Here is a 24,936-nt window from a genome sequence, read left to right as displayed (position 1 = left end):
TCTGAGACATACCCCGTTGGGGTTATTCGCTGCGCTGCAAAATGTGCTATCCGATTCGCGCGACCCGACGGTTTGTCTTCACGATCGATCGTTCACTGGCCCCGTCCGAAATGGCGGGGCCATTTTAGTTGATCGTTGGTCGCGTGAGACTGAAGTCTTCAGCGGCGATCAGCATCAGAAAACTTCCATCGACTTGGACCAGGGCGCCCCGCGCGAAGGCCTTCTGGGCCGCATCGGCGATCCATCCGATCATCCCGCCGAAAGCTATCAGCACTTCATCATCCGCAGCTTTGGTTGCCGCTAGCATTTCGCCTTCAGACAAAATGAGCATCCCTGAGAGGCCCTCGAACGTCGCCGGGATCCGCATCTCGCCATCGGCCACTTCACCGGCAGCCCAATCGACCTGGAGTGTATCGCTGTCCATCCGTGGAGATGGACGCGCGCGTAGGGCGCCATCAAGATATATATAGAGAGAAGCTTTTGCGGCGCGAAGCTTCACCAATCTAGGCTCAGGACCTATTAAATCGCTTGCGGTGATAGCGAAGGGTTGATTCAATGACGGCGTGAGGAGACGTCGTGATGAGTGACCTGCTCTGGTTGTCGGAAGCGCAGATGCGCCGGATCGAGCCATATTTTCCGCTATCGCACGGGGTGCCACGGGTGGACGACCGTCGGATCATCAGCGGGATCATCTTCGTGATCAGGAACGGCCTGCGGTGGCGCGATGCGCCTGCCGATTATGGCCCGCCGAAGACGATCTACAACCGCTTCATCCGGTGGAGCCGGCTCGGCGTGTTCAACAAGATCTTCGCGGCCCTCGCGGCGAAGGGCGGCAAGCCCGACCAGTTGATGATAGATGCAACCCACCTGAAAGCACACCGGACGGCGGCAAGCCTGCTCAAAAAGGGGATGTTCCCAGACGTATCGGACGCACCAAGGGCGGCCTGAACTCGAAGCTCCACACCGTCTGCGACGGCAAGGGCCGGCCGCTGGTCATGCTGCTGAGCGAGGGCCAGATGAGCGACTACAAGGGCGCTGCCCTGATGCTCGACGCCTTGCCTCCCGCCAAAGCCTTGCTCGGCGATCGAGGCTATGACGCCGACTGGTTCCGCAAGGCGCTTGCGGAGCGCAACATCACCGCCTGTATTCCCTCAAAGAAGAACCGGAAGGTGCCAATCCCGCACGACGCTGCGCTCTATCGTCAGCGCCACAAGATCGAAAACATGTTCTGCAAGCTCAAGGACTGGCGGCGCATCCACACCCGATACGACCGTTGCGCCCACACCTTCATGTCCGCCATCTGTATCGCCGCCGCCGTCATCTTCTGGCTCAATCAATGAGTCCTGAGCCTAGGTAGCGCCTCGCCACCCCCCGTGTTCCATCGTCGAACTCTTGCGCTCCCCCGTAATCGGCAGCCAGGCGCTCCTTCAGCAAAGTCGAGGATCGAAGCGCCGCCTCGTCACAGCTGAACGCAAAGCGTTCTCCATTGCTCCGCATGACACTCATCGCAACGGCTATTGGCCTGCTCTTGAACGCGATCATAATCGATAATGCAGTCTTACAGTTTGCAATTGCCATGATGTCTGCGACCCTGATCTATGAACTTGCCTACGCTTGGCGATGCGCTTGGAAGCGGGAGGCGGCCGCTCGCTACAGGTTTGAAGAGATTGAAGCGGCCAGCATAAGCTCAGAAACGTCTGGCCCAGGCCGTTGAGCCTTGGATTTCATATTCAAATGCCGAAAATGGGCTTCTTACCGGCCGCCGGCAATCTCGCACCGACGAAACAGCCAACAAGAGTGTCTCCACGAAATTTATCTGAAAGGCGAACAGATCTCGCGGCCGTGAGTTGAAAGGATAGTTATTCACTGGGCCGGAAGTTGGCAAGCGGCTGTCCTGAACCGACAAACGGCGATGACGGATATTTTTCCTACTATCACTACTAGGGAATGATATGACGGAAGAAGAACTTCATGCGCTAAGATTTCAGGCTCTCGTCACGACCAAGCTGGCGCAGACAACGCTGGAGTTCGTCATCAACATGGCAAGATTGCAGGGCTTGTCGCTTGACCTGGAAGGGGCCGCTCAGGCCCACCTGAACTGCGAGGTCGATCAGAGCCTAGACCCGGCAAGTTTTGCGATCGAGCGCGATGCACGAACGGCGGTCGCGGAGATGCTATTGGCTTTCGCACGAAAGGCCGGGAATTAGTCCAAAAGCCTGATAGAATGTTGCTAGCGGCGTGGCGCGCGCCGCTTGCGACCCTTTGTCGTGATTTAGCGCCCAATTTTTCGGTCCTAGGTGCGGTCGGTCCGCGAAAGGGCAAGTCGCGACCCTTCTGAGACACTCAGAGATCAAATGCTGATCCCTAGGTGCAGAAGGTCCGCTATCGCGGCAGGTGTCGATCAACTCACTCCATTCCCCTCTATCAAGATGGACGGGAGCTTTTTGTAGCGGTGCAGACGTTTGTGTCTGCCACAGATTTCAATCGTAAGCGGTGGCCTCAGCCCACGGCGATCCAGGGCATGAGTTCATGAACGCGATTGGCGGGATGGCCGTTGGCGAGCGCAGTGAGGGTCTGGGTCAGCCAGTCGTTGGGGTTAATCGCGCCCAGCTTGCAGTTTTCGATGAGCGTGGCGATGACCGCCCAGTTGTCGCCGCCTTCGTCGGAGCCGGCGAAGAGCGCGTTCTTTCGGTTCAAAGCCAAGGGGCGGATTGATCGCTCGACGGTGTTGGTGTCGAGTTCGATGCGGCCGTCGTCGATGAAGCGGACGAGGCCAGCCCAGCGGCTTGTCGCATAGCGAATGGCTTCAGCCAACTTGCTCTTGGCACTGATCTGGCGAAGCCGGCCATCAAGATAGAGCTTAAGGTCCTCGACGATGATGCGGCTGCGTTCGGCGCGCTGAAGGCGGCGCTGTTCAGCGGCCGAGCCGCGCACCTCGTCTTCAATGGCATAGAGCATGGCGATCCGGCGCAAGATCTCGGTCGCGACCGGAGAACTGGCGGCGAGATCATAGAATTTACGCCGAACATGGGACCAGCAGAAAGCGAGGCTGAGCTGCTGACCGCGCCGCTTTGCAAGAGCTGTATAGCCGCCATAGCCATCGACCTGCAGGATGCCTGCAAAATCTCCGAGGTGGATGTCGGGCCGCTCAGCCTTCCGATCTGCCGCATAGATATAGGCGACCATCGGCGGACCTGCGCCACCGCATGGTCGATCATCGCGGGCATAGGCCCATAGCTGGCCGGTCTTCGTTCTGCCTCGCCCGGGATCGAGCACCGGCGCGGTGGTCTCATCGGCAAACAGGCGTTCGGATCGCCGCAGTTCCTCAAGGGTCCGGTCGCGCAGCGGCCGCAGATACCATGCTGCCCGGCCCACCCAGTCCGCCAGGGTGGAGCGATCGAGCCTGATATCCTGCCGGGCGTAGATCTGAGCCTGCCGGTATAGCGGAACATGATCGGCATACTTCGACACCAGCACCTGGGCGATCAGCGCTTCGGTCGGAATCCCGCCTTCAATTATCCGCGCCGGAGCGGGTGCCTGGACGATCGCGCCTTCACAGGAGCGACAGCCATAGCGCGGGCGGCGCGTCACCAGCACGCGGAAGGTGGTGGGCACGACGTCCAGGCGCTCGGCAACATCTTCGCCGATCTGATGGAGCGGCCCCTTGCAGCAAGGGCAGGCCTTGTCGTCGAGATCGACAATCTGTTCGATCCGCTCGAGATGCGCGGGCAATGAGCCGCGGTTGGTCTTGCGGGGCTGATCGCCGCGGGGCCGCGGCGCAACAGCCTCTCTGGCAGCACGGGCGTGCCCAAGGGCGATCTCGACATCTTCCAGTCCCAACTGGAGCTGATCGGCATCGAGCTGTTCGGATCGGCTGCCGAAACGATGCCGCATGAAGGCCTTTATGATCGACTGGAGGCGTTCGATCTCGACGTCCGCTTCGCCCTTGGCGACGTTCAGCTCCGCCAGTCGGACCTCAGCTGCGGCCCGCTCTTCCGCCAAAATCCGGGACTGCTCCAGCACGAGCGCGCGAAGCGCGTCGATGTCTTCCGGCAGGTCCGCTTGCGTGAGCATGGAAAGAGTGAATCAGTGGAGCAAAGCCGCGTCAACCGGCAATCTGCGGGGCCTGCGGTCGACGGCCGCCATGGACCCGGCGCCAGTCCAATCCCTCCAGAAGCGCACCGAGTTGGGCGGCGGAAAGACGCATCACGCCGTCCTGGATGCCGGGCCACTTGAAGCCGCCTTGCTCCAGACGCTTCGCCATCAGGCACAGGCCGGTCCCGTCCCACCAGATCAGCTTGATCCGGTCGGCACGCTTGGCCCGGAAGACATAGATCACGCCGGAAAATGCATCGCCGCCATAAACGGCGCTCACTAACGCGGCCAAGGCGTCCGGTCCTTTGCGAAAATCCACCGGGCGCGTCGCCACCATCACGCGGGCGCCAACTCCTGGTCCGATCATCGGGTCGCCCTAAGGGCTTCGATTACTGCGGCGATGACGCCGGCATCGGCGCCACGGCCGATCTTCACTGCCACGCCGTCGATCTCCAGCTCGACCGCGCTGTCCTTTGCACGCGCCTGCTTCCGCGGGCGCTTCGCCGGACCCGGTTCGATCGACGGCGGCTCCTCGATAACCGCGGGGACGAACGCTGGCGCCATCGTGGGGGCAACTGGCAGCGCAACGCCGCGGGCCTCCATCTGCTTGCGCAACTGCCGCCGCCAGGTGAACAACTGCGATGGGCTAAGGCCGTGCCGACGGGCAACGGCGCAGACAGTCTCCTGCTTGGAATAGCTCTCCGCGATGATCGCGGCCTTCACTTCAGGCGGCCAGTCCCGCCGCTGGCCTGCACCGGTAAAAACCTCGAACCGCTGAACCTTGCTGGTGCCAGCATCGTCACATGGCATCGTCATAGCACCAGTGTCCTCCATCCTGATCAGGAGGCGCAGACTCAAGGCTACACTTTACGTCTGCAAGGTGGGGCCGCCGCCCCGCTTACTTTCAATCAGCAGCGGATCGGGGCCCTCGCAAAGTCAGGAAGTCGCTTGCCAGCAGCACCAGTACTCGATCCGGGGCAATAGGGGACGCGACGCCCACGGTCGGGAGAATCACGGAAATCCATGTTTCATGCATCTGCGGATCGATTGCTCACGCAGGCAAAAATGGACGGCAGCTAGGGTAGGACATCCTCACCAGAACCCTGAGTTCGCATGGTCTTCTCAATGAGAGCAGGAATGAGCGGTAAAAGCTCGCGTGCCAGAAAGCCGACCTCACCGATTGTCTCTGCAAGGATGTTGCCGGCTTTCCCATGGATCCAAGCACCCCAGGCGGCAGCCTGAAATGCAGTCGCACCTCGAGAAGCAAGACCCCCTATGAGTCCAGCCAGCACATCGCCGGAGCCTCCCGTACCAAGCCCGACGCAGCCCCCCTCATAAATGAGACATCGGCCGTCAGGTTGGGCCAGATAACTAATATCTCCCTTGAGGAGTATGACGGCGCTCCATCGCGCTGCCATTTCAACCGCTATCGCTGCTGGCCTCGCCTTGATCTCTTCGATCGGCAGGCCGCTCAGCGCCGCCATCTCTCCATGGTGAGGCGTGAAAATCGCATCCTTGCTTACTCGCCACCGTGATGGGCCGAAATGACGCAATGAAACCAAGGCTGCAGCGTCGAGAATGAGACTGCCAGGGAAATCGAGGCTATCGAAAAGACTGGCGACAAATGCCCGCGCCGCCTTCCCCGTGCTCATGCCTGGTCCCAGGATGATCGTGTCGCACGCCGTGATTCGATCCTTCAATATTTCCGCTGCTGCGGGGGCGATTTCTCCGTCTTCGTCGGCGGGCAGCGCGATCATGGCTGCCTCCGGGACGAGCACGCCCAGCGACATTGCCGAAGATAGCACGGTCGCCATCTGCAGCTTTCCCGCACCTGCGCGTAGCGCGGCTTCGCCGGTAAGGCGAAGCGCACCGGGCACGAACTCGGCCCCTCCAACCACCAGGACGCGGCCGCGACTATTCTTGTCGGCGCCTTGCGCGATCGCCGGCAGCGGATGTCGCTTCAGCCACGCCTCGTCGAGCTGTCGGCAACTCATCCGCGTACACCCGCTATGGCATCGGGCGCGCGGGTCACGGGCGTGTCGTCCTGCTCGACCGGGGCTGTCACATTGTATCGACCAAGCAATAGCCCTCCATCCTTGCCCTTCTCCGCGTTGAATGCATATTCGGTGATGGCGCAGTTGGCGACATCGCCTTCACGGTCGACCTCCAATATCTCGGCCTCGGTCATGCCTTCGATGATGTATCGCAAGCACAGCACCACTACCTGATGGGTGAAGATCATCACATGCCGGTCCGCATGATGAAGCGCGATCGTATCCATGACGGAGCGCAGTCGCAGAATGACATCGCACCAGCTCTCGCCCCCTGGAGGGCGATGATAGAATTTGCCTAGCAGCCTGCGAAATTCTGCTTGCTGCGGCTCGATGCTGCTTACCCCCATAGATGTCAGCCCATCGAGGATGCCGAATTCCTTTTCCCGCAGCCTCTCGTCAAAGCAGATGGGCACATTGCCTGCGCAACCTCCGGCCTGACGAAATAGATCTGCGGTCTCGCAGGCGCGCCGATAGGGAGATGCAAGGAGAACATCCGGACGCTCATGCGGTGCCTCGCCGGCATACCAGCGTCCCAGCGCTCCAGCCTGGTCGCGGCCCAACTCGCTCAGGGGCACGTCAGCATCTCGCTCGGACAAATCTATGCGGTCGACATTGGCCTGCATGGCGGCATCCCGCGCGACATTGCCAGCGCTCTGGCCATGCCGAACGATCGTCAGTTTCCTCGGCCAATGCATCTGCTTCACCGCTTTTCTCCTTTTTGAAAGAAATGGATGGGCTGGACAAATGATCCCATTTTCGCGTGCGGGAGATGAAGCGCGATCAAGGATATTTCGCTTCTCCGTTGAGTTCACCAATATGAGAGGACCATATTAGCCGGGAATCACGCATGCGTGATGATGTCGAAGCGCTGACACTCATGGCGGAGGAAATTTCGCTGCTCCGCGACCTTTCCACGCAGGATAAAAGCGATCCAAGCTGGATCCTGGTACGAGCCTGCGCAGACCATATGTGTGAGATTTTGGATCATTTTGCGGGCGACCAGGGGCATTTAAGTGGCGAGATGCCTTGGTGGCGCCTATTTCGGAAAAGGCCCTGACACTGCCCTGACCCAGAGCCGCAGATCAGGGAAGCCTGGTTTGCAAGGTCAGGGATATAATGTCCGAGCCTGGGGTTGTTGCAGGACTGCCGCTTGGCGGCCCCTCCAAGTCCGTGAGGCCCAATGGCTCGCTCGCATCAGACCCATTTTGTGAAGATCCATCCCACCCAATCCATTGCCTTGAACAATGAACATGACAAGGCCTCACGGAGCGAACTTGCCCGCAGGATTGCCCGGCTCGGCGAGACAAGATTTGTCGATCATGACATGCCGGGTGACCAACAGCTATCAAGCGGCAAGCCGGACACACTCTTCATTCCGACCGGCACGGTCGATCTCTCAACGGCAAGAAAACTGGGCATCCAGGCTGAGAGCCAGATCTACGGTGGCGTCGTGCCGTTTCCCTTTGTCGGGAGCAAGGTCATCACGCATCCGGCCTTCGGGGACGACCCTGCAATTCCCGCCGGATGGCGCGCTGAACTGGGCTTAGCTCTTGCTCCTCACGTTCTTTCGGGCTGGTCGGCCTTTACTTTCGATGCGGTTCGCGATGCCGCTCTTGATATGCTCGGGCGTACGGCGACCCGTCTGAAGGAGGTCGAGGCCACTGCCGGACTAGGCCAGTTCGTCGCGACGTCGGTCAAGGATTTGGACGAAGCGATGGCCCAGCTCGACGAGGCTGCCATTTCGAAGCATGGCGTGGTGATCGAGGAGAATCTTGATGACGTTGTCACCTACAGCGTCGGCACGACGCGCCTTTTTGGCGAGGCGATTTCCTATTGGGGCACGCAGCGGCTCACCACCAACAACAGTGGCGCGACTGTCTATGGCGGCTCCACTCTTCATGTCGTGAGGGGCGGTCTGGAACGGCTTGTGAGCCTGGGTCTGGCTGACGAACTGCAGCAGGGGGTCGATAAGGCGATCGCCTATGACGCTATCGTCTCACGATTCTATCCGGATTTGCTGGCGTCTCGCCGCAATTACGATGTCGCCGCAGGCGTCAATTCCTACGGCGAACGCCGCATCGGCGTGCTCGAGCAGAGTTGGCGTGCCGGCGGCGCGAGCGGCGCGGAGATCGCAGCGTTCGAAGCCCTGGCGCGTGATCCCGGCCGATCGGCTGTGACGTGCATGACGATGGAGATTTATGGCGAGGTAGACGCTGCTCCGGACGGCAGCATTATCTATTATAGCGGGGTAGATCCCGTGGCAGGACCGATGACAAAATATGCGATGGAGCTGGAATGACAGGTAGTCAGCTATCCTTTGACGTCGAGGGCGAGAGCCTGGAAGCAACCTTATTGTCGCCCGACAAGCTGGTCCCTGGCATTCTTTTCATCCACGGATGGGGCGGTTCGCGCGAACAAGACATGGTGCGAGCCGAAGAGATCGCGCAATTGGGCTGTATCTGCTTCACCTTCGACCTGCGAGGCCATGCCAAACATGCCGAAGAGCGCAATGTCGTGACCCGGTCGCACGGTCTTGCAGATGTGACGGCGGCTTATGATTATCTCGTCAAGCAGGACCAGGTCGATCCGTCGGCGATTGCGGTCGTTGGCACCAGCTATGGTGGCTATCTTGCGGCATTGCTGACTGCGGCTCGCCCGGTCAACTGGTTGGCGCTTCGTGTTCCTGCGCTCTATCCTGACGAACATTGGAATGTGCCCAAAGCGAAGCTCGACCGCAATCTCATCAATGCCTATCGGGCGCGCTTTCGAACGGGCCGGGAAGACAAGGCTCTGGCCGCTTGCGAGCACTTTGCCGGCGACGTTCTGATCGTTGAATCGGAACATGACGATTATGTGCCGCACGCGACCATCAGCTCCTATATGTCGGCGTTCCACAACAGCAATTCGCTGAGCTATCGTATTCTAAAAGGCGCTGATCATTCGCTGCGGGATGAAGCTGGCCGACGGGCCTACAATCAATTGCTGCTCACCTGGATAGAGGAGATGGTCCGGGGCGGCCGCCGCCCGTCGTCGGACGCCCAGGCAGAGGCTCAACTTCCATCGCAGGCGAGGAAGCTCGCACAAAGCTGATCCTGTCCCAGCGGATGCGTTCTTACAGCGGCGCTTCACTGTGGGGTGGCCGTTATTCCTGTTCGTGCGTTGATGCCGCAACAATAGAAGGAGACGGCCATGTCCATGTCGCTCGAAGATCTGTCGCGCAAGATGAAGGAGATCGATTTCGCGATGCTGGCCATGCATACGGGCGGTGGCGCGATCGGATCGCGTCCGATGAGCAATAATCGTGAGGTCGATTATGACGGTAGCGCCTGGTTTTTCACGGAAGAGACCACGCTCATGGTGTCGGATATCAAGGCCGATCCGGCAGTAAATCTAAGCTATCAGGGCAAATCAGGCTTGTTGGGACAACGCCCCTTCTGTCTGGCGGTGGAAGGGACAGCCATGCTCATCCGCGACAAGGACCAGTTTGAAGCGCATTGGACGAAAGGCCTGGAACGGTGGTGGCCGCAGGGTCCGCAGACGCCTGGCCTCGTCCTGATCCAGGTGATTGGCGAGCGCGCGCATTATTGGGATGGCGAAGAGGAAGGCGAGCTATCGCTGGAGGGCGCTCACTGATGGTATCGGATGAGAAGCCCTCGCCGCGCCGGCTCGCGAAGGCCGGTGCAGTCTTTTGCGGCGTGATCATTGCCCTGTTCATCATCATATTCGTCGCGAGGAATGTCTGGCATGGCGAGGAACTTGAGCGGGATCAGGCCACTGGCAACAACGTCGCGACCGAGCATACCGGCCCATCCTATAACCAGCAGCCTTGAACCGGACAGCTTTCAAAGGAGCCTGGAAGCTGGCCCTGTTCGCTGGAGCCTAGCCTCTGCTAGCCTCCAGCGACATGAGAGCCTGAATAATAGCCAGATGGGTCAGTCCTTGCGGCATGTTGCCCAGATATTGGCCTGACACAGGGTCGATCATTTCAGGATATACGCCAGCTGTGGGCGCCAGTCCCTCAATCGCTTCGGCAAATGCCCTGGACGCCGCTTCAGGCTGGTCGAGTAGAATTTTGGCCTCGACCATCCAGAAGGTGCAGGCGAGGAAGCAGCCTTCTTCTTTCTCTGCTCCCGAATAGCGATAATGATAGGGTCCAAAGCCGAGCTCCCGATCGATCGCCTCGACCGTTCGACGCAGGCGATCCCGTCCATCGAATCCAAAGCGCACAGCAAGGGCGAGGGATGCATCGAGGCGATCCGAGCCTGGATAGAAACTATAGGCGCCCAGGCTCTCGGACCAGCAATGTTCCGTTATCCAGGCCTCGATCCTGTCTCGTTCGCGTGACCAGCGATCGCGGCAAGTCGTCGGCAATTGTCCTGCGTCAGCCAGCTCGACGGCGCGGGCCAGAGCCTGCCAGCAACTGATTTTCGACATGGTATAATGCTGCTCCTGGGCAAGCTCCCAGATGCCGCTATCCTTCTGGCGCCAGATGTCCGCACATTGATCGGCAAGATGGGCCAATATCTCTGCGCTGCGCGCGTCCAGAATATTGCCATGGTCTACGAAGCATGCCGCGGTCTCGAAGATATCGCCATAAATTCCATGCTGCCGCTGATCCGTGGCGCGGTTTCCAGCAACAACCGGCTGTGAACGGCGATAGCCGGGCAGGTCGACTGTCCGGACGTCTGAAGCTGCGCCGCCCCAGATCGAATAGCAGACGCGCGGCCCCACTTCCTCGATTTGCTTGAGCAACCAGGTCAGAGCAGCCTTAGCCTCCGCCTGGGCACCAACGCGCAGGAAGGCGTTGATGGTATAGCCTGCGTCGCGGACCCAGGCGAAGCGATAGTCGTAATTTTTCGGTCCGCCAATCCGTTCAGGAAGAGAGGTGGTCGCCGCTGCTGCGATCGCTCCACTGGGCGAAAAGAGCAGGAGTTTGAGGGCCAGGGCACTTCTGACCAATGCCTCCCGACATGGTCCGTCACATTGGACCGTCTTCGCCCATGTGCGCCATTCGTCATCCGAGCCATCGATCCGGGCATCTATTTCGTCAAGCGAAGGCGCAACCAGCGGCTCGTCTTCGCCCGCCACGATCGCGAGCAGCTCCCTCCGGCCCGCCTCGATCGTCAAACTTGCGGTCGCCCCACTATCGCCCAGATGCTCGATGATCACGCCCGATCCCCGCAGAAAGAGACCCAGCACGCCGCCGACATGGAAAACATCATGGCCACCGACTTTCTGCATATAGGGCGAAGCGGTTCCCGCCCGATGGCCAAGCCTCAACGCGATGTCGAAATGTACCGAGCCTTCCAGCCCCTCGATACGTCGCGCCAATTCGCACCAGGGCAAGCGCCCCGCAGAACCGCTGTTGAGCGTTTCGACCATTCGCGCCTTACCGCCAGCGGTCGTGAATATAGTCTCGAGGACATTACTCTCTGGACGATATGCCCGCTCGACCTCGAACGCTTCACGAGGCGTGATGGCGAAATAACCGCCCTCCTGCGGGTCAACCAACTTGTCGAACAGGGGCGGAGAATCGAGATTGGGGACACACCACCAGTCGAGCGACCCATCGCTACCGCTCAGGGCCACCGTCCGGCCATCGCCCAGGGCCCCATAATGTTCGAGATGGAGGTAGTTTTCCGCGTCGCGCCGGGGGCGAGCGTTGTCGAGCCGGATTATGTTGATAGCGACGATTCCCTTTAACTGATTGCAGGGGAGAACGCACGAGAGGCGGCCTGTTTTCCTGATCCAGATCAGAACTATGAATAAGATTGCCATCCTGCTGAGCCGGTGTGGAACTGGATGGCTCTGCGGCTCGTAGTTTGCCGTGTCGCCTAGAACGGCAAACTGGACTGTCGTCCATCATCCCCATCAGCAAGGAGCGAACATGGCAGAGCGTCTCACCATGCAGGACCCGCGCGCACAATATCCCAAGCCCCCATTTCCCGAGCAGCCGCAACCGGTTCCCGGCATCGCCGCGAACATGGATCCCAAGCCTGATCATGGTGAGGAAAGCTATGCCGGCTCGGGTAAACTCAAGGGCCGCAAGGCACTGGTCACTGGCGGCGACAGCGGCATCGGCAGAGCCGCAGCGATAGCCTATGCGCGCGAGGGCGCCGATGTCGCCATCTCCTATCTTCCAAGCGAAGAGGAAGACGCAAAGACGGTCATCGCCCTGATCGAAGCAGAAGGCCGCAAGGCGGTCGCGCTGCCTGGCGACATTACGGACGAGAATTGGTGCCGCAAGCTCGTCGATGAGGCGGTGAATGGCCTTGGCGGGCTTGACATTCTTGTCATCAACGCTGGCCGCCAGCAATTTCGCGATGACGTGGAGGCCGTGAGCTCGGAAGATTTCGACCGCACGCTCAAGACCAATCTCTACGCCATGCACTGGATCACACAGGCCGCTGTGCCGCATCTTCCCGCAGGTGCGTCGGTGATCACCACCGCCTCCGTCCAGGCCTATGAGCCCTCTGCCATATTGCTCGATTATGCCACGACAAAGGCGGGCATCGTCGCTTACACCAAGGCTCTGGCCAAGCAGCTGATCGAAAAGGGCATCCGGGCAAATGTGGTTGCCCCCGGTCCATTCTGGACGGTCTTGCAATCCAGTGGCGGTCAGCCGCAGGACAAGGTCACCAAGTTCGGTGAGCAGAGCCAGTTCGGCCGCCCTGGTCAGCCGGTCGAGATCGCGCCCGTCTATGTGCTGCTGGCCTCGCAGGAGGGCAGCTATATCACCGGTGAAGTCTATGGCGTGACCGGCGGCGCAGGGATCGCTTGAAGCGAGTATGGCCCCGCGTCACCGCGGGGCCAACGTCCCGACAGATATGGTTCTGAGAGGTTAACGCCGGGCCGCCACCTCAAGAAGGAGCGGCACGGCCAGAGGCCTTAGTCGCGCAGGCTATCGGGAACCACGCCGCCATTTTCAGCGAGTTTCGCCATCACTGCCCTGTGCAGCGCGATATTCTGCTCTGCGCTGCCGTCAGCGCCCTCATGAACAGCCAGCTCGTCGGCCAGTTGCTTGCGCGCTGTAAGGCTGGAATCGAGATCGAGGAGCTTCAGCAGATCGACGATCGAACTTTGGTAATTTCCACCGCCGCCCCTAGCGTCGGCCATGGCCGAAAGGACCACGCCGACATCGACCTGCGGCAGCGAGGCTGCCTCAGGTGAGGCGGTGGCCGTGGCGGGCGACGCAGGGGGCGTAATGGCTGGCGGGGTCGGGCTGGCGGTCTGAACATTCGTGGCCGGTGCAGGAGCGCCATTGCTTGCCTTCTGGTCATCATGACCAAAAATCTTGTCTCTGATCTTACTGAAGATGCCCATGTTCCTGTCCTCCATGTGATGGTTCAATCATCACCAAACGGCGGGTGGCAAAGAAGGCTCCCATGGGAACGAGCTTGGACGCGGAGGGTTGACGTTCCGACAGAGGATGATCCGGGAGACGATCGATGAAAATGCAGTTCGCGACGGTGGCGATATCATTGGCAGCGCTGTTACTTGGCGGATGCGGCAAGAAGGTCGATACGACGCCCAACAACGCCGCGGCAGTGCCGATGAACAGCGTCAACGCCTTCGAACCGGCGCCGGTTGCGGAGAGCACAGGCCAGATGTTCGCCAATGCGGCAGCATCGAACGATACATTCGAAATCGAAAGCTCGAGATTGGCGCAAGCCAACAGCCAGTCGACGTCCGTCAAGAAATTCGCGGAGTCGATGATCAAGGCGCATACCGATTCAACGGCTAAGCTTGGCCAGGCTGCGAGCGCCGCGTCCCCGGCTATCGTGCCCAAACCAATCCTGACTTCCGAGCAGCAACAGTCACTCGATGCGCTCAAGGGCAAGAAAGGTGCCGACTTTGATGCCGCCTATATCGAAGCGCAGACCAGGGGACATCAGGAGACGCTCGACACGCTCAAAGCCTATTCGGCCAATGGTGACGTCCCCTCGTTGAAGGAGTTCGCGACCAAGCTTGTTCCCATCGTCACCGCACATCTCAACATGGCGAAGGGTCTCAAGTCCTGAGCGAAGGTTCCTTTTTCAGAATTTCTGCGTGTACGGACGGGCCATGGCGGTGATCGCCCATGACCCGGCTCCCTGCCCCTTCGATCTTGCATGAGGCAGATCGAAGGGGCTTTTGGCCCTGCCAGCAAATGCCGCGTCGAGGAAATCGCGCGTTCATCCTCATGAAGGCACCCGACACGCAACGCGGCGACGCCTTCATATTCTTACATCAAGAGCGCGGGCCAATCTCAGGCGGCCGCATCGCGGAGGATGCGAGATAATACCGAATACGGTTTATGGAGAAGCGGAAATCCGTGCCCGCTATATTCGGCCAGGGCATGGCCATAGCCGCTGGTGAGCACTATTGTCTTGTCGGGCCAGCGCGCACGGATTTTCTTGCCCAGTTCCACGCCATTCATGCCCGGCATGACGACATCCGAGAATATGATATCGACATCGTCGTGAGCGATTTCCAAAATGGCGATCACCTCGAGCGCATCGGCTGTCCGTTGGGTTACAAACCCCGGATCGCCAAGCAGTTGAGACGCAAATCGGCCGATCTGGTGGTGTCTGGTTATGATTGCCCATGGAGCAGGAATTCACGCGGCGCCTTTACGTCTCCGCGTTTCCCAACCCTTTTTCGCGGCAGCCGACCGGTCGGAAGCGCTCTGGCTGGAACCGCCTTTGCGTCCGCCCTTGCGCGAACTGTCATGATTTTCAGCCTTGCCGCGTCCGGAACCCGATTTGTTTCCGCCGCCCGATTCCTTATTGACCGTTGCCCAGGCGCGGCGCTCGGCCTCCTTGTGGGAAACGCCGCGATCCTCATAGCCCTCTTCGATATGGGCGGCCTTGCGTTTCTGCTTGTCGCTATAGCTCGACTTGTCACCTTTCGGCATCGCATCTCTCCTTATTCGGCATCGGGTAGCTGCGCATTTGACGGCTCATGGAAAGGGCAGCCGTTCAACCGCCCGCGCAGCTCGGACGACGCAGCATAGGCCACTTTGCGCGCTCGCATCACCGCACCGAGCGGACGATGCGCCTTGATCCCATGCCAAGGATTGAACGCTGTCTGATCGTCGAGCACCCGCGCTCTGCCCCAAGTCCAGCTCGGCTGTGGCGCAATGCTGATGACCGCGACCGCAACATAGGGATTGTCCTCGTCAGGCCAGGCAACCGACGCATCCTCGATCGGATTGGCAGCAAGATCACGGGCAAGCTGAACGCGTATTTCCCATTCACCGCCTTGCGCCGCCAGCAGGCTGGCAATCTCTTCGCGCAGCGCATCGTCACGACCGGCGATGTCGATTTCCTGATCTTCGAGCGCCTTGAAATTCTCTGAGAGCGGGACGACGCCAAGTTTGGCGATATAGTCGCCATAACGGATCGGCGCCTGGGTGAAGAAGCTCTCGCCAAGGGGGTGGGTGTGGCGATGGCCGCCAAGCTGTTCGAGCAAGGCACTCTCCCCGCCCAGTGCTTCGACGCCCTTCTCGGCCGTTCGAAAGACGGCAGATACTGCCTTCTTGAGTCCTTCGACCTTGTCGGTGGTCTTGGCGAGCAGCTTCAGGTTCGCGAGGAACTTCTTTGGACCCGGGGTCGGAAAGGCAACACCATTGGCGAACAGGAAGTCCTGTGTACTGTCGCCTTCGCTCCCTGCCAGCCGCTCGCCTTCGACGCCGACGAGCTTGATGGCAAAGCCACGGATCAATGAGACGCTGTCAGGCAATATATCGCCAGCACCAGTGGATATTCTTACCAAAGCATCAAAGCTCTTCGGCTCGGCAAAAACGCCTTGCGCGTAGTGAGGCGGCAATCCTTCAAGCACGCGAACGCGCGCCTGAAGGAGGGCATGGCTCTTGGCATGGACACCGCGAAACCCGTGGCCCAGATCACGATATGTGGTCTCGATGATCTGGCGGAAAGTGTCCGCCAGTTCGGCATTTACCTCCGCCTCATCCTGGTCAATCCGCTCGATGTCGGTCGTATAGGGGATCGGGCTGCTCATCGGGCCTCCGGCGATAGTTTGAAACATCTCAATCCGGGCGCGCGTTGTCGCGATCCTCGGCCGGATAATCCTCGGGTTTTACCGTGCCGACATTGGGCCGGTCCTCCACCTTTTCGGAGGGTTTCCCCTTGGGCCGATCATCCTCAGCCTCATGGTCCGGACGGGCATCGCCGAGCGGTCCTCGCGCTACTCTACTGGTATCCTTGGACATTCTGGCCTCCTATTGCGCACTGCCGGGCTCAGCCATCTTGCGATGCTGCTCAGCCAAAAACGATTGTCGCACTATACCCGCTGCTGCGACCTGCAGCTTGTTCGAAAAGCCCGAAACGATATGGCCCTTTCCCGCCAAGAGCGCGTCCCAGCCATCCTTTGCAACCTTGGCCGGATCGGCCTTGTTGTCGTCGGCACCCACTGAAGTGTCGGTTCCCAGGCCGGCGCGGTCGAAAAATTCCGTATCGGTCACGCCGGGCATCAGCGTCGTCAGCGTGACGCCCTCATGATCCTTGAGTTCATTGCGCAGCGCTTCGGTGAAATTGTCGATGAAAGCCTTGGTGCCGTTGTAGACCGCGTTGAAGCTGCCGGGGATGAATCCAGCGATCGAGCCAGTGACGAGGATCTTTCCCGCATCGCGCGCCACCATCGGACTGAGCACCTTGTGAAGGAGGTAGATGGTCCCGGTGATGTTGGTGTCTATGACATGGCGCCAATCGGATAGCTGCTGGTCGAGAAACGCATGTCCCAGGCCATGCCCGGCATTGGCGCAGAGCAAGTCCACCTGTCGCCCGCCGGCACGATCGAGCAATTGATCGACGCCCTGTACGGTAGAAAGATCGACCTCGAGCGTATCGACCGCGACACCAAAACTTGCGAGTCCAGCCGAGGCATCGGCAAAGGGCGTGTCGGCAACCACGAGGAGATCATAGCCATCTGCGGCCGCCAGTTTTGCCAATTCAGCGCCAATCCCGCTGGACGCGCCGGAGATGATTGCGAATTTACTAGCCATGTCTTTTCTCCTCACGCCGCAACGCGATCAAAGGCGGGCTTCAGCACGATCTTGGTCACTTCATTCTGCTGGTCGTGGAACATCTTGTAGCCCATGGGAGCATCCTCCAGCCCCATCCGATGCGAAATGAGGAAGGTCGTGTCGATCTTCCCTTCGACGATCGCATTCAAAAGTGCGGGCATATAATGCTGGACGCTGGTCTGGCCGGTCTTGAGCGTCAGCCCTTTCTCCATGAAGGCGCCCAGCGGGAATTTATCGACAAAGCCGCCATAGACGGCCGGCATGGAAACGCGGCCGCCCTTGCGGCAGGCATGGATCGCCTGTCGGATCGAATGGGTTCTGTCGGTACCAAGAAACATCGACGCCTTGATCTGATCGACCACATTGTCGAGGAAGAAGCCGTGCGCTTCGAGGCCAACGGCGTCGATGACTGCGTCGGGACCGATGCCGCCAGTCATCTCCATCAGCGCCTCATATGTCTTCGTTTCTTCATAGTTGATGGTTTCCGCGCCGAAGCGCTTCGCTAGCTCAAGGCGATGCGGGAAATGGTCGATCGCGATCACCCGATGCGCGCCCATCAGGAAGGCGGACTGGACCGCGAACAGGCCGACCGGTCCGCAGCCCCAGACCGCGACGGTGTCGCCCGGCTCGATATCGGCATATTCGGCCGCCTGCCAGCCGGTTGGGAGAATATCGGAGAGGAAAAGGACCTGGTCATCATCCAACCCATCGGGAACGACGATCGGCCCGACGTCGGAAAATGGCACACGGACATATTCGGCTTGCCCACCTGCATAGCCGCCGGTCAGATGGCTGTAGCCGAACAGTCCGGACATTGGTTGGCCATACATTTCCCGGCCGATATCCTGATTGTCGGCGGGATTGCCGTTATCGCAGGCGGAATATTGATGCTTGCCGCAATGGTAGCAGTTCCCGCAGGCGATGGTGAAAGGCACCACGACCCGCTGCCCCTTCTTCAACGTCGATTTTGCACCGGTCTCGACCACTTCGCCCATGAACTCATGGCCAAGGATGTCGCCGGCTTTCATGGTCGGGATGTAGCCATCATAAAGATGCAGGTCCGAACCGCATATGGCGGTCGAGGTGATCTTGATGATGGCGTCGCGCGGATTGAGGATTTCAGGGTCGTCGACGGTATCGACGCGGACATCATGCTTGCCGTGCCAGGTTAGCGCGCGCATCAGTTCTTCTCCTCGGCAAATTGCTGTGCTGTGCGGGCGGCAGTGGCGACCTCGCCGGTTTCCATGAGCTGCTTGAACCGCCGCAGATCGCGCCGCGCCTGAATGGCCGGTTCGCGCTGGAACATCTTGGCGACGATCTTGCCGATGAAGCCGGCGGGCGGATCATAGGTGATGGTAGCCGTGACGATCGTGCCGCGCTCGCCCGCGTCGCGAAATTCGATTCGACCGCTATTGGGGACGTCAGCGCCTTCGACAGAAGCCCAGGCGATCAGCTCACCGTCTATCTCTTCGGTGATGACCGCGTCCCATTCTACGGTCTTTCCCGCCGGCGCCTTCACCACCCAGTGGGAGCGTCCAGCGGCGAGGACGTCCACGCGCTCCACATTCTCCATGAAGCTGGGCAGCCGGGTGAAGTCGCGCCAATAGGCAAAAAGTTCGGTGCGAGTGCGATTGATGGTCACGGACTTGCCAATGAGGCTTCCATGATCCGCCCCCTCGATTGCGGTTGAAGCCTCTTTCTTCTGCTCGTTCGACTTTGCAGTGGCCGCAGGGGCATCGTCTGTCGCATGACTCATGGGCATAGCTCCTTGGGCATGGGAAATAGGCTGCGCCAACATGGATGGGCGCAGCAAAAGCGAGCCTTGGTCTCGCCGCTACTCAACGCGACTGCCGCAGCAATAGTCCCATAAACACGGGGATAAATCTTATTGATGGAGATCAGTGTTGGAGCCACAGCGGGCGCCGGGTTGCGCGATAAACGGCCGCACGAGGGTCTTCAGGCGTGAATGCCCTGCTCTCTGGCACTGGAACGGACGGTAGCCTGGACCGTTCGCCTGGGCGTCCCCCACCAGTCGAGGAGTGATCCATGAAAACCGTGATATTCGTCCATGGCATGTTTCAAAATCCTGTCAGCTGGCGCAAATGGACCCACTATTTCAGCGAGAAGGGCTATGAGTGCGTGGCACCGGCCTGGCCGCTTCACGCAGGAAACCCACTCGATCTGCGTGAGAACCCGCCTGAAGGTCTGGGCGACCTTCGCCTTCGCGAGGTGATCGAAGCGGTCGAGGCCCAGGTGCGTCGTTACGACCTGCCGATCATGATCGGTCATTCGGTCGGCGGGCTCATCACCCAGATCCTGCTCAGTCGCGGATTGCTGTCGAGCGGCGTTGCCATCAATTCGGTCGCCCCCAACGCAATTATCGATCTCGATTGGGGCTTCATCAAAAACAGCGCGATCATCGCAAACCCTCTGAAGGGCAATGCGCCTGTGCTCATGGACGAGAAGACCTTCCGTGATGCGTTCGCCAATAGTTTGAGCCCACCGGACGCAGCAGCCGAATTCGAGGCGACGGCGACGCATGACAGCCGCAACATTCTGCGCGATTGCATGGGCGAAGATGGCCGGATCGATCTCGATGCGCCGCACGCGCCCCTGCTGCTGATCGGCGGTGAAGAGGATCAGATCATTCCCGCACATCTTAGCGAGAAAAATTTCAGGGCCTACACGGACGTAGCGAGCCTGACGGAGTTTCTGCCCTTCGCCGGCCGCAGCCACTATATCTGCAATGAACCGGGCTGGCAGGATGTCGCGGAAGCCGCCTACCAGTTTATCGAGCCCAACAGCGCCGCAACCAGCGCCGGCGCGATCATCTGATAGCCCCCGCCGGCCCGAAGGCGAGCGCCGTGCGAACCGGCGCAGACTTGTCCATTCGACCCCGGACCGCTGCACCCGGGGTGTTACGTGGCAATCTTTACCGACGGTCCGCGAGCCAGCAAGCCGTCACCCAAAGGATCATGAGGATTGGAAGATGGTCATGGTGCGGAACAACGGACTGACGCTCGTCCTGCTGTTGTTGTTTGGGGCGAGCATTATCGGACAATGGATCGCGGGCTGGCATGTTCAGGTCGAAGATGCGCACCGTCATGGCGAACAGGCGCTTTCGCTCAGCGCCTACAGCTTCAGCCCCGAATTTCTCTCCAGCGTCTTTGAGAATTGGGAGAGCGAGTTCCTGCAAATGTCAGCCTATGTGGTGCTGACCGCTTTCCTCGTCCAGCGCGGTTCGGCCGAATCCAAGGACCCGGACGGCCCGCCGCGAGACGCAGACCTCGATCTCCAGGCGAGCAAGCCCGGTGCACCGAAAATCCTGCGATGGGGGCCAATCTGGCGCGCTCTCTATGCGCAATCGCTCGGCCTGGCTCTGGCCGCCCTTTTCGTCATCTCTTTTGTCATCCACTGGAGCCAAAGCGCCAGGGTGGCAGCGCAGGATGCAATAGCACATGGAGAACAGCCGCTGACAACGATAGCCTATCTCGGCGATCCTCAGCTTTGGTTTGAATCCTCCCAAAACTGGCAAAGCGAATTTCTCTCGACTGCCGTTCTGGTGCTTCTATCCATTTTTCTGCGCCAACGGGAATCGCCGGAATCCAAGGCTGTAGCAGCCCCTCATAGTCAGACGGGCGAGTAAGCAGATGTGGATGGCTCCATACTCCCGGCCTCCTTCCTTTTTGCGAGTCGTTAGCGAGGAACCATAATTGGTGCCGACTGCTTCATTGGCCATCACCCCATAGGAGAATTAGGATGGCCGAGCCGCAATTCACCGATGCGATCGCCCTGTTAAAGGCCGACCATCGCAAGGTCGAGGATCTGTTCGAGAAGTTCGAGAGTGCCAAATCCGCAGACCGCAAGCAGGCGCTGGCGCACGAGATTTGCGTCGAGCTCAAAATCCACACGCTCATCGAGGAAGAAATCTTCTATCCCGCCTTCCGCGGGTTGATCGAGGACGACACGCTCGACGAAGCCTATGTCGAACATGATGGCGCCAAGGTGCTGATCAACGATTTGGAGGCCGGGTCGCCAGACGACGCTTTCTACGATGCAAAGGTCAAGGTGCTTTCGGAAGAAATCAAGCATCATGTCCATGAGGAGGAAATGCCGTCGGAGGGCATGTTCGCTCAGTGTCGGAAGACGGATGTCGATCTTGTGGCACTCCGCGACGCGATGGCTGCACGCAAGAAGGAATTGCTTGCGCAAGCAAAGGCAGACGGGCTGCCCGCTGCAAAGCCGACAGCTGTGAACCTGCTCGCAGCCTAATCAGCCGGTAAAACGCAATGGGCCGGCGTCTGAAAATGGCGACGGCTCATGTCTTGCAACCGCCATCCGACGCGATCCTTCACAGGAGCGGTCAGCCTCTCCGTGTAGCAAGACTCCGCCTGAAGAGCGCTGGCGACATCTCCCCCGATATACTTGCAGATGGCGCTGGCGAGTTCCAGGCCGTCCCCGGAAATTGGGGGAAGGATATGTTACAGCAGCAATGCCCCTTTCCGCCATGTCGAGGCCGCGATCTGCGCTCACATTCCGGCACAGATATGGGCGGTATCGTAAAGGTCGTGAAGAAACCTCATTTGCTCCGCCTCTCGTCAAACTCCGCCGGTGCCGCGGGCCATTCTCCCTCGGGAAGCGGTGCCAAACGATCGAACCACGCGCGTGAGCGCAGCAGGGTCAGCCGAGCACTGGCAAAGTTCATATCCGTCCAATCCACAGCGCGAAGCTCTTCATCCACGCCCGCCCAACCGCCAGACGCAACCACGACGTAACTTACCCTGCCGCTCTCGCAGGACACGAGGGCTTCGACTGCATGTCCGATTGTCTCGCCTTCAGCATCAACGACCGGCATGCCAGCGACGCTCGTCGCGGTGAAAAGCGTTGGATAGAGGGACCGCTGGCTTGCCAGGGTGGCGGACTTACCGCCATCTTCATAGGCGCGCTGCTTGCCAAGCCAGCGCCAGACGCCAATGAGATTGACCAGAGTTAGAAATCCGTTGGTGGCAAGCAGATTCGTCTGTCCCGAAGAGAAACCGACTATCGACCAGGCGATCGATCCCAAGGTGAAGACCCCGAAACCCCAGCCCGTGACGCGTGCGCCCAGATTGGCTGCGGTCATCATGGCCGCAATCATGGTGGCGGCAGGGGCAATCCAACCGGCGAGATCTTCCAACTCTGGTAGCTCCATGATCAATAGGTGAGAAGCGACCAACGCGAGGCGGTCTAGCTGGTGCCGGATCGAAGGCAGATTTCTGAGATTTCTCTTTGCATATACGGCGGCAGCGGTTTTGCCGAGCAGGGGCCGTACCAGGCCCGCGAGAATAAGCTCCGCTGGTGGAAGGGGCATTTGGCGATGGTCGCGATCAAAAACGCTCCGAACAATTCATAACACGGCGCCCAACGCCTGAGCGCTCCGTGTATGACTCGCGTAATTCCGGTGCCAGTGTCGATCGGCGTTCCTGCGCAAAGGTAACTGAGGGTCATAAAGCAGGAGATGGCGCTAGTCCGCTTCAGTCGATGCTGCGCAATTGGCGATCTGCCTCGTACGCATCAGTCGATAACAGTGGAACCTCACGCGATGTCGCGCGCTCCTCTGATCTCAACAAGGAAGCAGGTTATGATCACGGAAATCATCGGTGCGGTCATAGGGTCCAAGCTGGACCAGCGGGACGGCGACAGCGGCGCGAAGGGAGCCGTTATCGGTTACTTCATGCCGCGCATTGTCGGTACTGTGGTAAAGGTCGGTCTGCTGACCGCCATTGGGTACGGCGTTGTGAAAGCTGTTCAGGGTTTCGAGTCAGAAAATGATGCAAACTGCTGATAGCTTGGCAACAGTGCTGCGCTGAGCCATTCGCCGGAGGCACGCGCTGCCGATGTACGGAGTGTCAAATCTTCGAGGTGGTGGTCATGGAAGAGGATTATGCGCGTGGCCGCCGGGATGGTCTGAGGCTGGCCCTGTCGATCCTGGCGGCAGAAGAGGCGAAATGGGCAGCTCTGCTGGGCGAGAGCCGATCATGGCGAACCAACGTCACGCGTGAGGTTCGGCACAAGACATTGCAGGTTGCACAACAGCGGCTGCGTACTGCGCTAAACCGCCTGACGCCCAAATCCGACCAGGCCCTGGACCCCGAGGTCGCTCGGGCACTCGAGGAGATCGGGCTCTAATCCTGATCCTGTCATGACCCACCACAAGCTGAAGCTTTCCTGGAAAATCTGCACTGGCTGCGGACCCTCGTTCATCTGGCGCACGAGATGGACGCGGTATTGGGCGCGGGTAGATTCTGTTCCGAGCGTTGCTGCCCGCCTGGCACCGCCTCAGGCCGGGCACCATCCTTACCTGACCCGATGACCTCTGACATTGCCCTTGAGCGGATAGAGAATGCGCGAAACAAGGTTTTACATTTGCTCGCCGCCGCACGGGCCAGGCGACAATCTGTCCAAGCGAGGTCGCACGGATGGTTGCCGGTAAAGCGAACGCTGATCCCAAAGGGCCCTCGTGGCGTGAAGAAATGCCGGTCGTCCACGCCGCAATCGATCAGCTAGTAGCCGAAGGGTTGGTCGAACTGAGTTGGAAGGGAAAAGTCATGGCGTCGCGCGATGGTCCCTATCGGATCGGCCGTATGCAACCCATGAGGTGAAATCTGCTCAGCGCATGAGGCCCGCAGCCCGGAGCGCATCGTGGATGACTTTTTCTACGCCTGCCTTCCCTGACATGGTCGGGCATGAAGGTTCGGAGGGCAACGCTTCCAATCGATTTACCTTTGATACCGGCAGACTCGGTGTGCCCTCCCGAGCTTTGCCGACCGATTGCGCGACAGTGCGCTCCGTGCCAGCTATTAACAGGTTCCAGGACGATGCGATCCTGCGAGTGGATGAGATACCCGCTTCGAGCATATGCGGCATTGCCATGCCGCAAGCATCCGGCCCGCTCGTGGAGAGTGGTGTGCCGTGGCCCATCTTGGCAATGCGATAATCCTCGATAAGCGGGCGTCCGACTGCATCGTTCCAGGAGCGCCTGCGGTGGCCCGCTATCTGCTCTGAAACGTCCGGTGCCGGCTCAAGACCGTGGACCGACAACCACTGAGCAAGAATTGCCTCTGCATTGGAACTGCTGACTGTCGCATCGGCGCTGCCGTGCCATATCGAAATGCGTGGCCAGGGGCCGGAATGGGCCGACGCGCGACGGACCCGATCACCCAGATCCTCCGCGTCGAAAGCTCCACATCCGCGCATGGTTTCAAGCGCCTGCGAGATATTCGACGCCAATCCGTACGGCAGGCCGGCGATGATCGCGCCGCCCGCAAACAATTCCGGGTAGCTGGCAAGCATGACAGAGGTCATTGCGCCCCCTGCTGAAAGACCTGTCACGAATATGCGCGACGGGTCGACCCCATGGCTATTCACCATCGCCATGATCATCTGTCGGATGGATAGCGCCTCGCCCAGATCGCGGCCATTGTCTGTGGGAGAGAACCAGTTGAAACAGAGATTGGGGTTGTTTGCGCGTCGCTGCTCTGGAAATAGCAGCAGGAAACCGTGCTCATTTGCTAATTGTGACCAGCCCGCGCCGCGATCATAGCCTTCGGCGGTTTGCGTGCAGCCATGCAATATGACGACCAGCGCCGGTTTCTCAGCAATCTTCTCGGGCACATAGATTTTGGCGTTCAACGCGCCTGGGTTGGTCCCAAAAGCATCGAGGTCCACCAGGCGACTGGGACCAGCGGATAGAGCCTGGAGCGAGTGGCTGGCTCGCATGGC

33 protein-coding genes are annotated in these 24,936 nt (G+C 59.8%); 15 read left to right on the top strand and 18 right to left on the bottom strand.

Features of this window, described 5'->3' with window-relative positions; genetic code table 11:
• Positions 1-124: 124 nt before the first annotated feature.
• Entirely contained in the window at positions 125-502 is a 378-nt protein-coding gene (locus ACI6S0_RS06645; protein WP_434405293.1) for a hypothetical protein, read from the bottom strand.
• 77 nt (positions 503-579) lie between these two features.
• Between ACI6S0_RS06645 and ACI6S0_RS06640 the strand changes: the two genes are divergently transcribed.
• A protein-coding gene (locus ACI6S0_RS06640; protein WP_086012830.1) for an IS5 family transposase occupies positions 580-1,340 on the top strand; the annotation gives its coding sequence in 2 pieces (ribosomal slippage) (positions 580-913 and positions 913-1,340; 762 coding nt in all).
• A gap of 612 nt (positions 1,341-1,952) precedes the next feature.
• Complete coding sequence (locus ACI6S0_RS06635; RefSeq protein ID WP_017503124.1) at positions 1,953-2,207, top strand: hypothetical protein; 255 nt, start codon at positions 1,953-1,955, stop codon at positions 2,205-2,207.
• A 292-nt stretch (positions 2,208-2,499) separates the two neighbouring features.
• On the opposite strand, the gene tnpC is transcribed toward ACI6S0_RS06635, so the two are convergent.
• The 5 genes from tnpC to ACI6S0_RS06610 form a co-directional block, all read right to left on the bottom strand.
• On the bottom strand, positions 2,500-4,074 hold the full coding sequence (gene tnpC, locus ACI6S0_RS06630) for an IS66 family transposase (protein ID WP_434405292.1): 1,575 nt from the start codon (positions 4,072-4,074) through the stop codon (positions 2,500-2,502).
• Between the two features lie 31 nt (positions 4,075-4,105).
• Complete coding sequence (gene tnpB, locus ACI6S0_RS06625; protein WP_201038991.1) at positions 4,106-4,432, bottom strand: IS66 family insertion sequence element accessory protein TnpB; 327 nt, start codon at positions 4,430-4,432, stop codon at positions 4,106-4,108.
• Positions 4,433-4,458: 26 nt separating this feature from the next.
• Positions 4,459-4,911 carry an IS66-like element accessory protein TnpA gene (tnpA, locus tag ACI6S0_RS06620; RefSeq protein ID WP_063141500.1) on the bottom strand — a complete coding sequence of 151 codons (453 nt, stop codon included), beginning with the start codon at positions 4,909-4,911 and terminating at the stop codon, positions 4,459-4,461.
• Positions 4,912-5,171: 260 nt separating this feature from the next.
• A complete protein-coding gene (locus ACI6S0_RS06615; protein ID WP_017503125.1) occupies positions 5,172-6,089 on the bottom strand; it encodes an NAD(P)H-hydrate dehydratase in 918 nt (305 codons plus the stop codon).
• Positions 6,086-6,844, bottom strand: coding sequence for a histidine phosphatase family protein (locus tag ACI6S0_RS06610; RefSeq protein ID WP_017503126.1), 759 nt, complete (start codon positions 6,842-6,844; stop codon positions 6,086-6,088). The genes ACI6S0_RS06615 and ACI6S0_RS06610 overlap by 4 nt, the downstream gene beginning before the upstream one ends.
• Before the next feature lie 152 nt (positions 6,845-6,996).
• Between ACI6S0_RS06610 and ACI6S0_RS06605 the strand changes: the two genes are divergently transcribed.
• From ACI6S0_RS06605 to ACI6S0_RS06590, 4 genes are all read left to right on the top strand, one after another.
• Positions 6,997-7,206 (top strand): hypothetical protein, encoded by a 210-nt coding sequence (locus ACI6S0_RS06605; protein ID WP_081600971.1) that lies wholly within the window; start codon positions 6,997-6,999, stop codon positions 7,204-7,206.
• Between the two features lie 123 nt (positions 7,207-7,329).
• Positions 7,330-8,448 carry a DUF3182 family protein gene (locus ACI6S0_RS06600; protein ID WP_017503711.1) on the top strand — a complete coding sequence of 373 codons (1,119 nt, stop codon included), beginning with the start codon at positions 7,330-7,332 and terminating at the stop codon, positions 8,446-8,448.
• Positions 8,445-9,239, top strand: coding sequence for an alpha/beta hydrolase family protein (locus tag ACI6S0_RS06595; protein ID WP_026109732.1), 795 nt, complete (start codon positions 8,445-8,447; stop codon positions 9,237-9,239). Before ACI6S0_RS06600 ends, ACI6S0_RS06595 begins: the two co-directional genes overlap by 4 nt.
• Before the next feature lie 99 nt (positions 9,240-9,338).
• Complete coding sequence (locus ACI6S0_RS06590) at positions 9,339-9,782, top strand: pyridoxamine 5'-phosphate oxidase family protein (protein ID WP_026109733.1); 444 nt, start codon at positions 9,339-9,341, stop codon at positions 9,780-9,782.
• On the opposite strand, the gene ACI6S0_RS06585 is transcribed toward ACI6S0_RS06590, so the two are convergent.
• Positions 9,776-9,949, bottom strand: a complete 174-nt coding sequence (locus tag ACI6S0_RS06585) for a hypothetical protein (protein ID WP_434405291.1) — start codon at positions 9,947-9,949, stop codon at positions 9,776-9,778. The genes ACI6S0_RS06590 and ACI6S0_RS06585 overlap by 7 nt on opposite strands.
• A 79-nt stretch (positions 9,950-10,028) precedes the next feature.
• Positions 10,029-11,927 carry a glycoside hydrolase family 15 protein gene (locus tag ACI6S0_RS06580; RefSeq protein ID WP_313326191.1) on the bottom strand — a complete coding sequence of 633 codons (1,899 nt, stop codon included), beginning with the start codon at positions 11,925-11,927 and terminating at the stop codon, positions 10,029-10,031.
• A 109-nt stretch (positions 11,928-12,036) separates the two neighbouring features.
• Here ACI6S0_RS06580 and ACI6S0_RS06575 point away from each other — a divergent pair, with 109 nt between their 5' ends.
• On the top strand, positions 12,037-12,930 hold the full coding sequence (locus tag ACI6S0_RS06575; RefSeq protein ID WP_026109644.1) for an SDR family oxidoreductase: 894 nt from the start codon (positions 12,037-12,039) through the stop codon (positions 12,928-12,930).
• A 107-nt stretch (positions 12,931-13,037) separates the two neighbouring features.
• Here the strand turns inward: ACI6S0_RS06575 and ACI6S0_RS06570 are convergent, their stop codons facing one another.
• Positions 13,038-13,472 carry a DUF3597 domain-containing protein gene (locus ACI6S0_RS06570; protein ID WP_026109643.1) on the bottom strand — a complete coding sequence of 145 codons (435 nt, stop codon included), beginning with the start codon at positions 13,470-13,472 and terminating at the stop codon, positions 13,038-13,040.
• Between the two features lie 125 nt (positions 13,473-13,597).
• On the opposite strand from ACI6S0_RS06570, the gene ACI6S0_RS06565 reads away from it, so the two are divergent.
• Positions 13,598-14,170, top strand: a complete 573-nt coding sequence (locus tag ACI6S0_RS06565) for a DUF4142 domain-containing protein (RefSeq protein ID WP_017503310.1) — start codon at positions 13,598-13,600, stop codon at positions 14,168-14,170.
• Positions 14,171-14,397: 227 nt separating this feature from the next.
• On the opposite strand, the gene ACI6S0_RS06560 is transcribed toward ACI6S0_RS06565, so the two are convergent.
• From ACI6S0_RS06560 to ACI6S0_RS06530, 7 genes are read right to left on the bottom strand one after another with little or no spacing between them, the layout of a single operon-like run.
• Positions 14,398-14,709, bottom strand: coding sequence for a response regulator (locus ACI6S0_RS06560; RefSeq protein WP_081600982.1), 312 nt, complete (start codon positions 14,707-14,709; stop codon positions 14,398-14,400).
• Between the two features lie 39 nt (positions 14,710-14,748).
• Entirely contained in the window at positions 14,749-15,045 is a 297-nt protein-coding gene (locus ACI6S0_RS06555; RefSeq protein ID WP_017503308.1) for a hypothetical protein, read from the bottom strand.
• A gap of 11 nt (positions 15,046-15,056) precedes the next feature.
• Positions 15,057-16,151 (bottom strand): catalase family protein, encoded by a 1,095-nt coding sequence (locus ACI6S0_RS06550; protein ID WP_434405290.1) that lies wholly within the window; start codon positions 16,149-16,151, stop codon positions 15,057-15,059.
• A gap of 28 nt (positions 16,152-16,179) precedes the next feature.
• Positions 16,180-16,362: a hypothetical protein gene (locus tag ACI6S0_RS06545; RefSeq protein ID WP_026109641.1), complete on the bottom strand. Its 183-nt coding sequence runs from the start codon at positions 16,360-16,362 to the stop codon at positions 16,180-16,182.
• 9 nt (positions 16,363-16,371) lie between these two features.
• Entirely contained in the window at positions 16,372-17,154 is a 783-nt protein-coding gene (locus ACI6S0_RS06540; RefSeq protein ID WP_026109640.1) for an SDR family NAD(P)-dependent oxidoreductase, read from the bottom strand.
• An 11-nt stretch (positions 17,155-17,165) separates the two neighbouring features.
• Entirely contained in the window at positions 17,166-18,356 is a 1,191-nt protein-coding gene (locus tag ACI6S0_RS06535; RefSeq protein WP_017503305.1) for a zinc-dependent alcohol dehydrogenase, read from the bottom strand.
• On the bottom strand, positions 18,356-18,931 hold the full coding sequence (locus ACI6S0_RS06530) for an SRPBCC family protein (protein ID WP_017503304.1): 576 nt from the start codon (positions 18,929-18,931) through the stop codon (positions 18,356-18,358). Before ACI6S0_RS06530 ends, ACI6S0_RS06535 begins: the two co-directional genes overlap by 1 nt.
• Positions 18,932-19,221: 290 nt before the next feature.
• Between ACI6S0_RS06530 and ACI6S0_RS06525 the strand changes: the two genes are divergently transcribed.
• The 3 genes from ACI6S0_RS06525 to ACI6S0_RS06515 all read left to right on the top strand — a co-directional run bounded on the left by ACI6S0_RS06525 (position 19,222) and on the right by ACI6S0_RS06515 (position 21,447).
• Positions 19,222-20,010 (top strand): alpha/beta hydrolase, encoded by a 789-nt coding sequence (locus tag ACI6S0_RS06525; protein ID WP_017503303.1) that lies wholly within the window; start codon positions 19,222-19,224, stop codon positions 20,008-20,010.
• A 154-nt stretch (positions 20,011-20,164) separates the two neighbouring features.
• The gene (locus ACI6S0_RS06520; protein ID WP_017503302.1) at positions 20,165-20,821 is read left to right on the top strand and encodes a DUF6766 family protein; all 657 of its coding nucleotides are present in this window, start codon (positions 20,165-20,167) and stop codon (positions 20,819-20,821) included.
• 113 nt (positions 20,822-20,934) lie between these two features.
• Entirely contained in the window at positions 20,935-21,447 is a 513-nt protein-coding gene (locus ACI6S0_RS06515; protein ID WP_293922949.1) for a hemerythrin domain-containing protein, read from the top strand.
• A gap of 307 nt (positions 21,448-21,754) precedes the next feature.
• Here the strand turns inward: ACI6S0_RS06515 and ACI6S0_RS06510 are convergent, their stop codons facing one another.
• Positions 21,755-22,312: a PRC-barrel domain-containing protein gene (locus ACI6S0_RS06510; protein ID WP_051035826.1), complete on the bottom strand. Its 558-nt coding sequence runs from the start codon at positions 22,310-22,312 to the stop codon at positions 21,755-21,757.
• Positions 22,313-22,795: 483 nt separating this feature from the next.
• Here ACI6S0_RS06510 and ACI6S0_RS06505 point away from each other — a divergent pair, with 483 nt between their 5' ends.
• The 4 genes from ACI6S0_RS06505 (at position 22,796) to ACI6S0_RS06490 (ending at position 23,816) form a co-directional block, all read left to right on the top strand.
• A complete protein-coding gene (locus ACI6S0_RS06505; RefSeq protein WP_017503140.1) occupies positions 22,796-22,999 on the top strand; it encodes a hypothetical protein in 204 nt (67 codons plus the stop codon).
• Positions 23,000-23,085: 86 nt separating this feature from the next.
• Positions 23,086-23,343 (top strand): hypothetical protein, encoded by a 258-nt coding sequence (locus ACI6S0_RS06500; protein ID WP_017503139.1) that lies wholly within the window; start codon positions 23,086-23,088, stop codon positions 23,341-23,343.
• 13 nt (positions 23,344-23,356) lie between these two features.
• On the top strand, positions 23,357-23,527 hold the full coding sequence (locus tag ACI6S0_RS06495; RefSeq protein WP_375188345.1) for a DUF2256 domain-containing protein: 171 nt from the start codon (positions 23,357-23,359) through the stop codon (positions 23,525-23,527).
• Between the two features lie 82 nt (positions 23,528-23,609).
• Positions 23,610-23,816: a DUF3253 domain-containing protein gene (locus ACI6S0_RS06490; RefSeq protein WP_293922950.1), complete on the top strand. Its 207-nt coding sequence runs from the start codon at positions 23,610-23,612 to the stop codon at positions 23,814-23,816.
• 7 nt (positions 23,817-23,823) lie between these two features.
• Here the strand turns inward: ACI6S0_RS06490 and ACI6S0_RS06485 are convergent, their stop codons facing one another.
• Positions 23,824-24,882, bottom strand: coding sequence for an extracellular catalytic domain type 1 short-chain-length polyhydroxyalkanoate depolymerase (locus tag ACI6S0_RS06485; RefSeq protein ID WP_313326185.1), 1,059 nt, complete (start codon positions 24,880-24,882; stop codon positions 23,824-23,826).
• Positions 24,883-24,936 lie beyond the last annotated feature (54 nt).

The sequence above is a fragment of the Sphingobium sp. DN12 genome (assembly GCF_051058005.1).
Lineage (GTDB): Bacteria > Pseudomonadota > Alphaproteobacteria > Sphingomonadales > Sphingomonadaceae > Sphingobium > Sphingobium yanoikuyae.
Note: the sequence above shows the minus strand (reverse complement) of the source record. Positions and strands in the feature narration are given on the sequence as shown.

Excerpts from the sequence above, each read along its gene's own strand:
- ACI6S0_RS06525 (WP_017503303.1), top strand. The coding sequence starts at position 19,222 with ATGAAAACCGTGATATTCGTCCATGGCATGTTTCAAAATCCTGTCAGC.
- ACI6S0_RS06535 (WP_017503305.1), bottom strand. The coding sequence starts at position 18,356 with ATGCGCGCGCTAACCTGGCACGGCAAGCATGATGTCCGCGTCGATACC.
- ACI6S0_RS06555 (WP_017503308.1), bottom strand. The coding sequence starts at position 15,045 with ATGCCGAAAGGTGACAAGTCGAGCTATAGCGACAAGCAGAAACGCAAG.
- ACI6S0_RS06585 (WP_434405291.1), bottom strand. The coding sequence starts at position 9,949 with ATGCTCGGTCGCGACGTTGTTGCCAGTGGCCTGATCCCGCTCAAGTTC.
- ACI6S0_RS06615 (WP_017503125.1), bottom strand. The coding sequence starts at position 6,089 with ATGAGTTGCCGACAGCTCGACGAGGCGTGGCTGAAGCGACATCCGCTG.
- ACI6S0_RS06580 (WP_313326191.1), bottom strand. The coding sequence starts at position 11,927 with ATGGCAATCTTATTCATAGTTCTGATCTGGATCAGGAAAACAGGCCGC.
- ACI6S0_RS06545 (WP_026109641.1), bottom strand. The coding sequence starts at position 16,362 with ATGTCCAAGGATACCAGTAGAGTAGCGCGAGGACCGCTCGGCGATGCC.
- ACI6S0_RS06590 (WP_026109733.1), top strand. The coding sequence starts at position 9,339 with ATGTCCATGTCGCTCGAAGATCTGTCGCGCAAGATGAAGGAGATCGAT.
- ACI6S0_RS06530 (WP_017503304.1), bottom strand. The coding sequence starts at position 18,931 with ATGAGTCATGCGACAGACGATGCCCCTGCGGCCACTGCAAAGTCGAAC.
- ACI6S0_RS06605 (WP_081600971.1), top strand. The coding sequence starts at position 6,997 with ATGCGTGATGATGTCGAAGCGCTGACACTCATGGCGGAGGAAATTTCG.
- tnpA (WP_063141500.1), bottom strand. The coding sequence starts at position 4,911 with ATGACGATGCCATGTGACGATGCTGGCACCAGCAAGGTTCAGCGGTTC.
- ACI6S0_RS06500 (WP_017503139.1), top strand. The coding sequence starts at position 23,086 with ATGGAAGAGGATTATGCGCGTGGCCGCCGGGATGGTCTGAGGCTGGCC.
- ACI6S0_RS06540 (WP_026109640.1), bottom strand. The coding sequence starts at position 17,154 with ATGGCTAGTAAATTCGCAATCATCTCCGGCGCGTCCAGCGGGATTGGC.
- ACI6S0_RS06550 (WP_434405290.1), bottom strand. The coding sequence starts at position 16,151 with ATGAGCAGCCCGATCCCCTATACGACCGACATCGAGCGGATTGACCAG.
- tnpB (WP_201038991.1), bottom strand. The coding sequence starts at position 4,432 with ATGGTGGCGACGCGCCCGGTGGATTTTCGCAAAGGACCGGACGCCTTG.
- ACI6S0_RS06600 (WP_017503711.1), top strand. The coding sequence starts at position 7,330 with ATGGCTCGCTCGCATCAGACCCATTTTGTGAAGATCCATCCCACCCAA.
- tnpC (WP_434405292.1), bottom strand. The coding sequence starts at position 4,074 with ATGCTCACGCAAGCGGACCTGCCGGAAGACATCGACGCGCTTCGCGCG.
- ACI6S0_RS06595 (WP_026109732.1), top strand. The coding sequence starts at position 8,445 with ATGACAGGTAGTCAGCTATCCTTTGACGTCGAGGGCGAGAGCCTGGAA.
- ACI6S0_RS06515 (WP_293922949.1), top strand. The coding sequence starts at position 20,935 with ATGGCCGAGCCGCAATTCACCGATGCGATCGCCCTGTTAAAGGCCGAC.
- ACI6S0_RS06510 (WP_051035826.1), bottom strand. The coding sequence starts at position 22,312 with ATGATTGCGGCCATGATGACCGCAGCCAATCTGGGCGCACGCGTCACG.
- ACI6S0_RS06495 (WP_375188345.1), top strand. The coding sequence starts at position 23,357 with ATGACCCACCACAAGCTGAAGCTTTCCTGGAAAATCTGCACTGGCTGC.
- ACI6S0_RS06520 (WP_017503302.1), top strand. The coding sequence starts at position 20,165 with ATGGTCATGGTGCGGAACAACGGACTGACGCTCGTCCTGCTGTTGTTG.
- ACI6S0_RS06575 (WP_026109644.1), top strand. The coding sequence starts at position 12,037 with ATGGCAGAGCGTCTCACCATGCAGGACCCGCGCGCACAATATCCCAAG.
- ACI6S0_RS06565 (WP_017503310.1), top strand. The coding sequence starts at position 13,598 with ATGAAAATGCAGTTCGCGACGGTGGCGATATCATTGGCAGCGCTGTTA.
- ACI6S0_RS06570 (WP_026109643.1), bottom strand. The coding sequence starts at position 13,472 with ATGGGCATCTTCAGTAAGATCAGAGACAAGATTTTTGGTCATGATGAC.
- ACI6S0_RS06505 (WP_017503140.1), top strand. The coding sequence starts at position 22,796 with ATGATCACGGAAATCATCGGTGCGGTCATAGGGTCCAAGCTGGACCAG.
- ACI6S0_RS06635 (WP_017503124.1), top strand. The coding sequence starts at position 1,953 with ATGACGGAAGAAGAACTTCATGCGCTAAGATTTCAGGCTCTCGTCACG.
- ACI6S0_RS06610 (WP_017503126.1), bottom strand. The coding sequence starts at position 6,844 with ATGCATTGGCCGAGGAAACTGACGATCGTTCGGCATGGCCAGAGCGCT.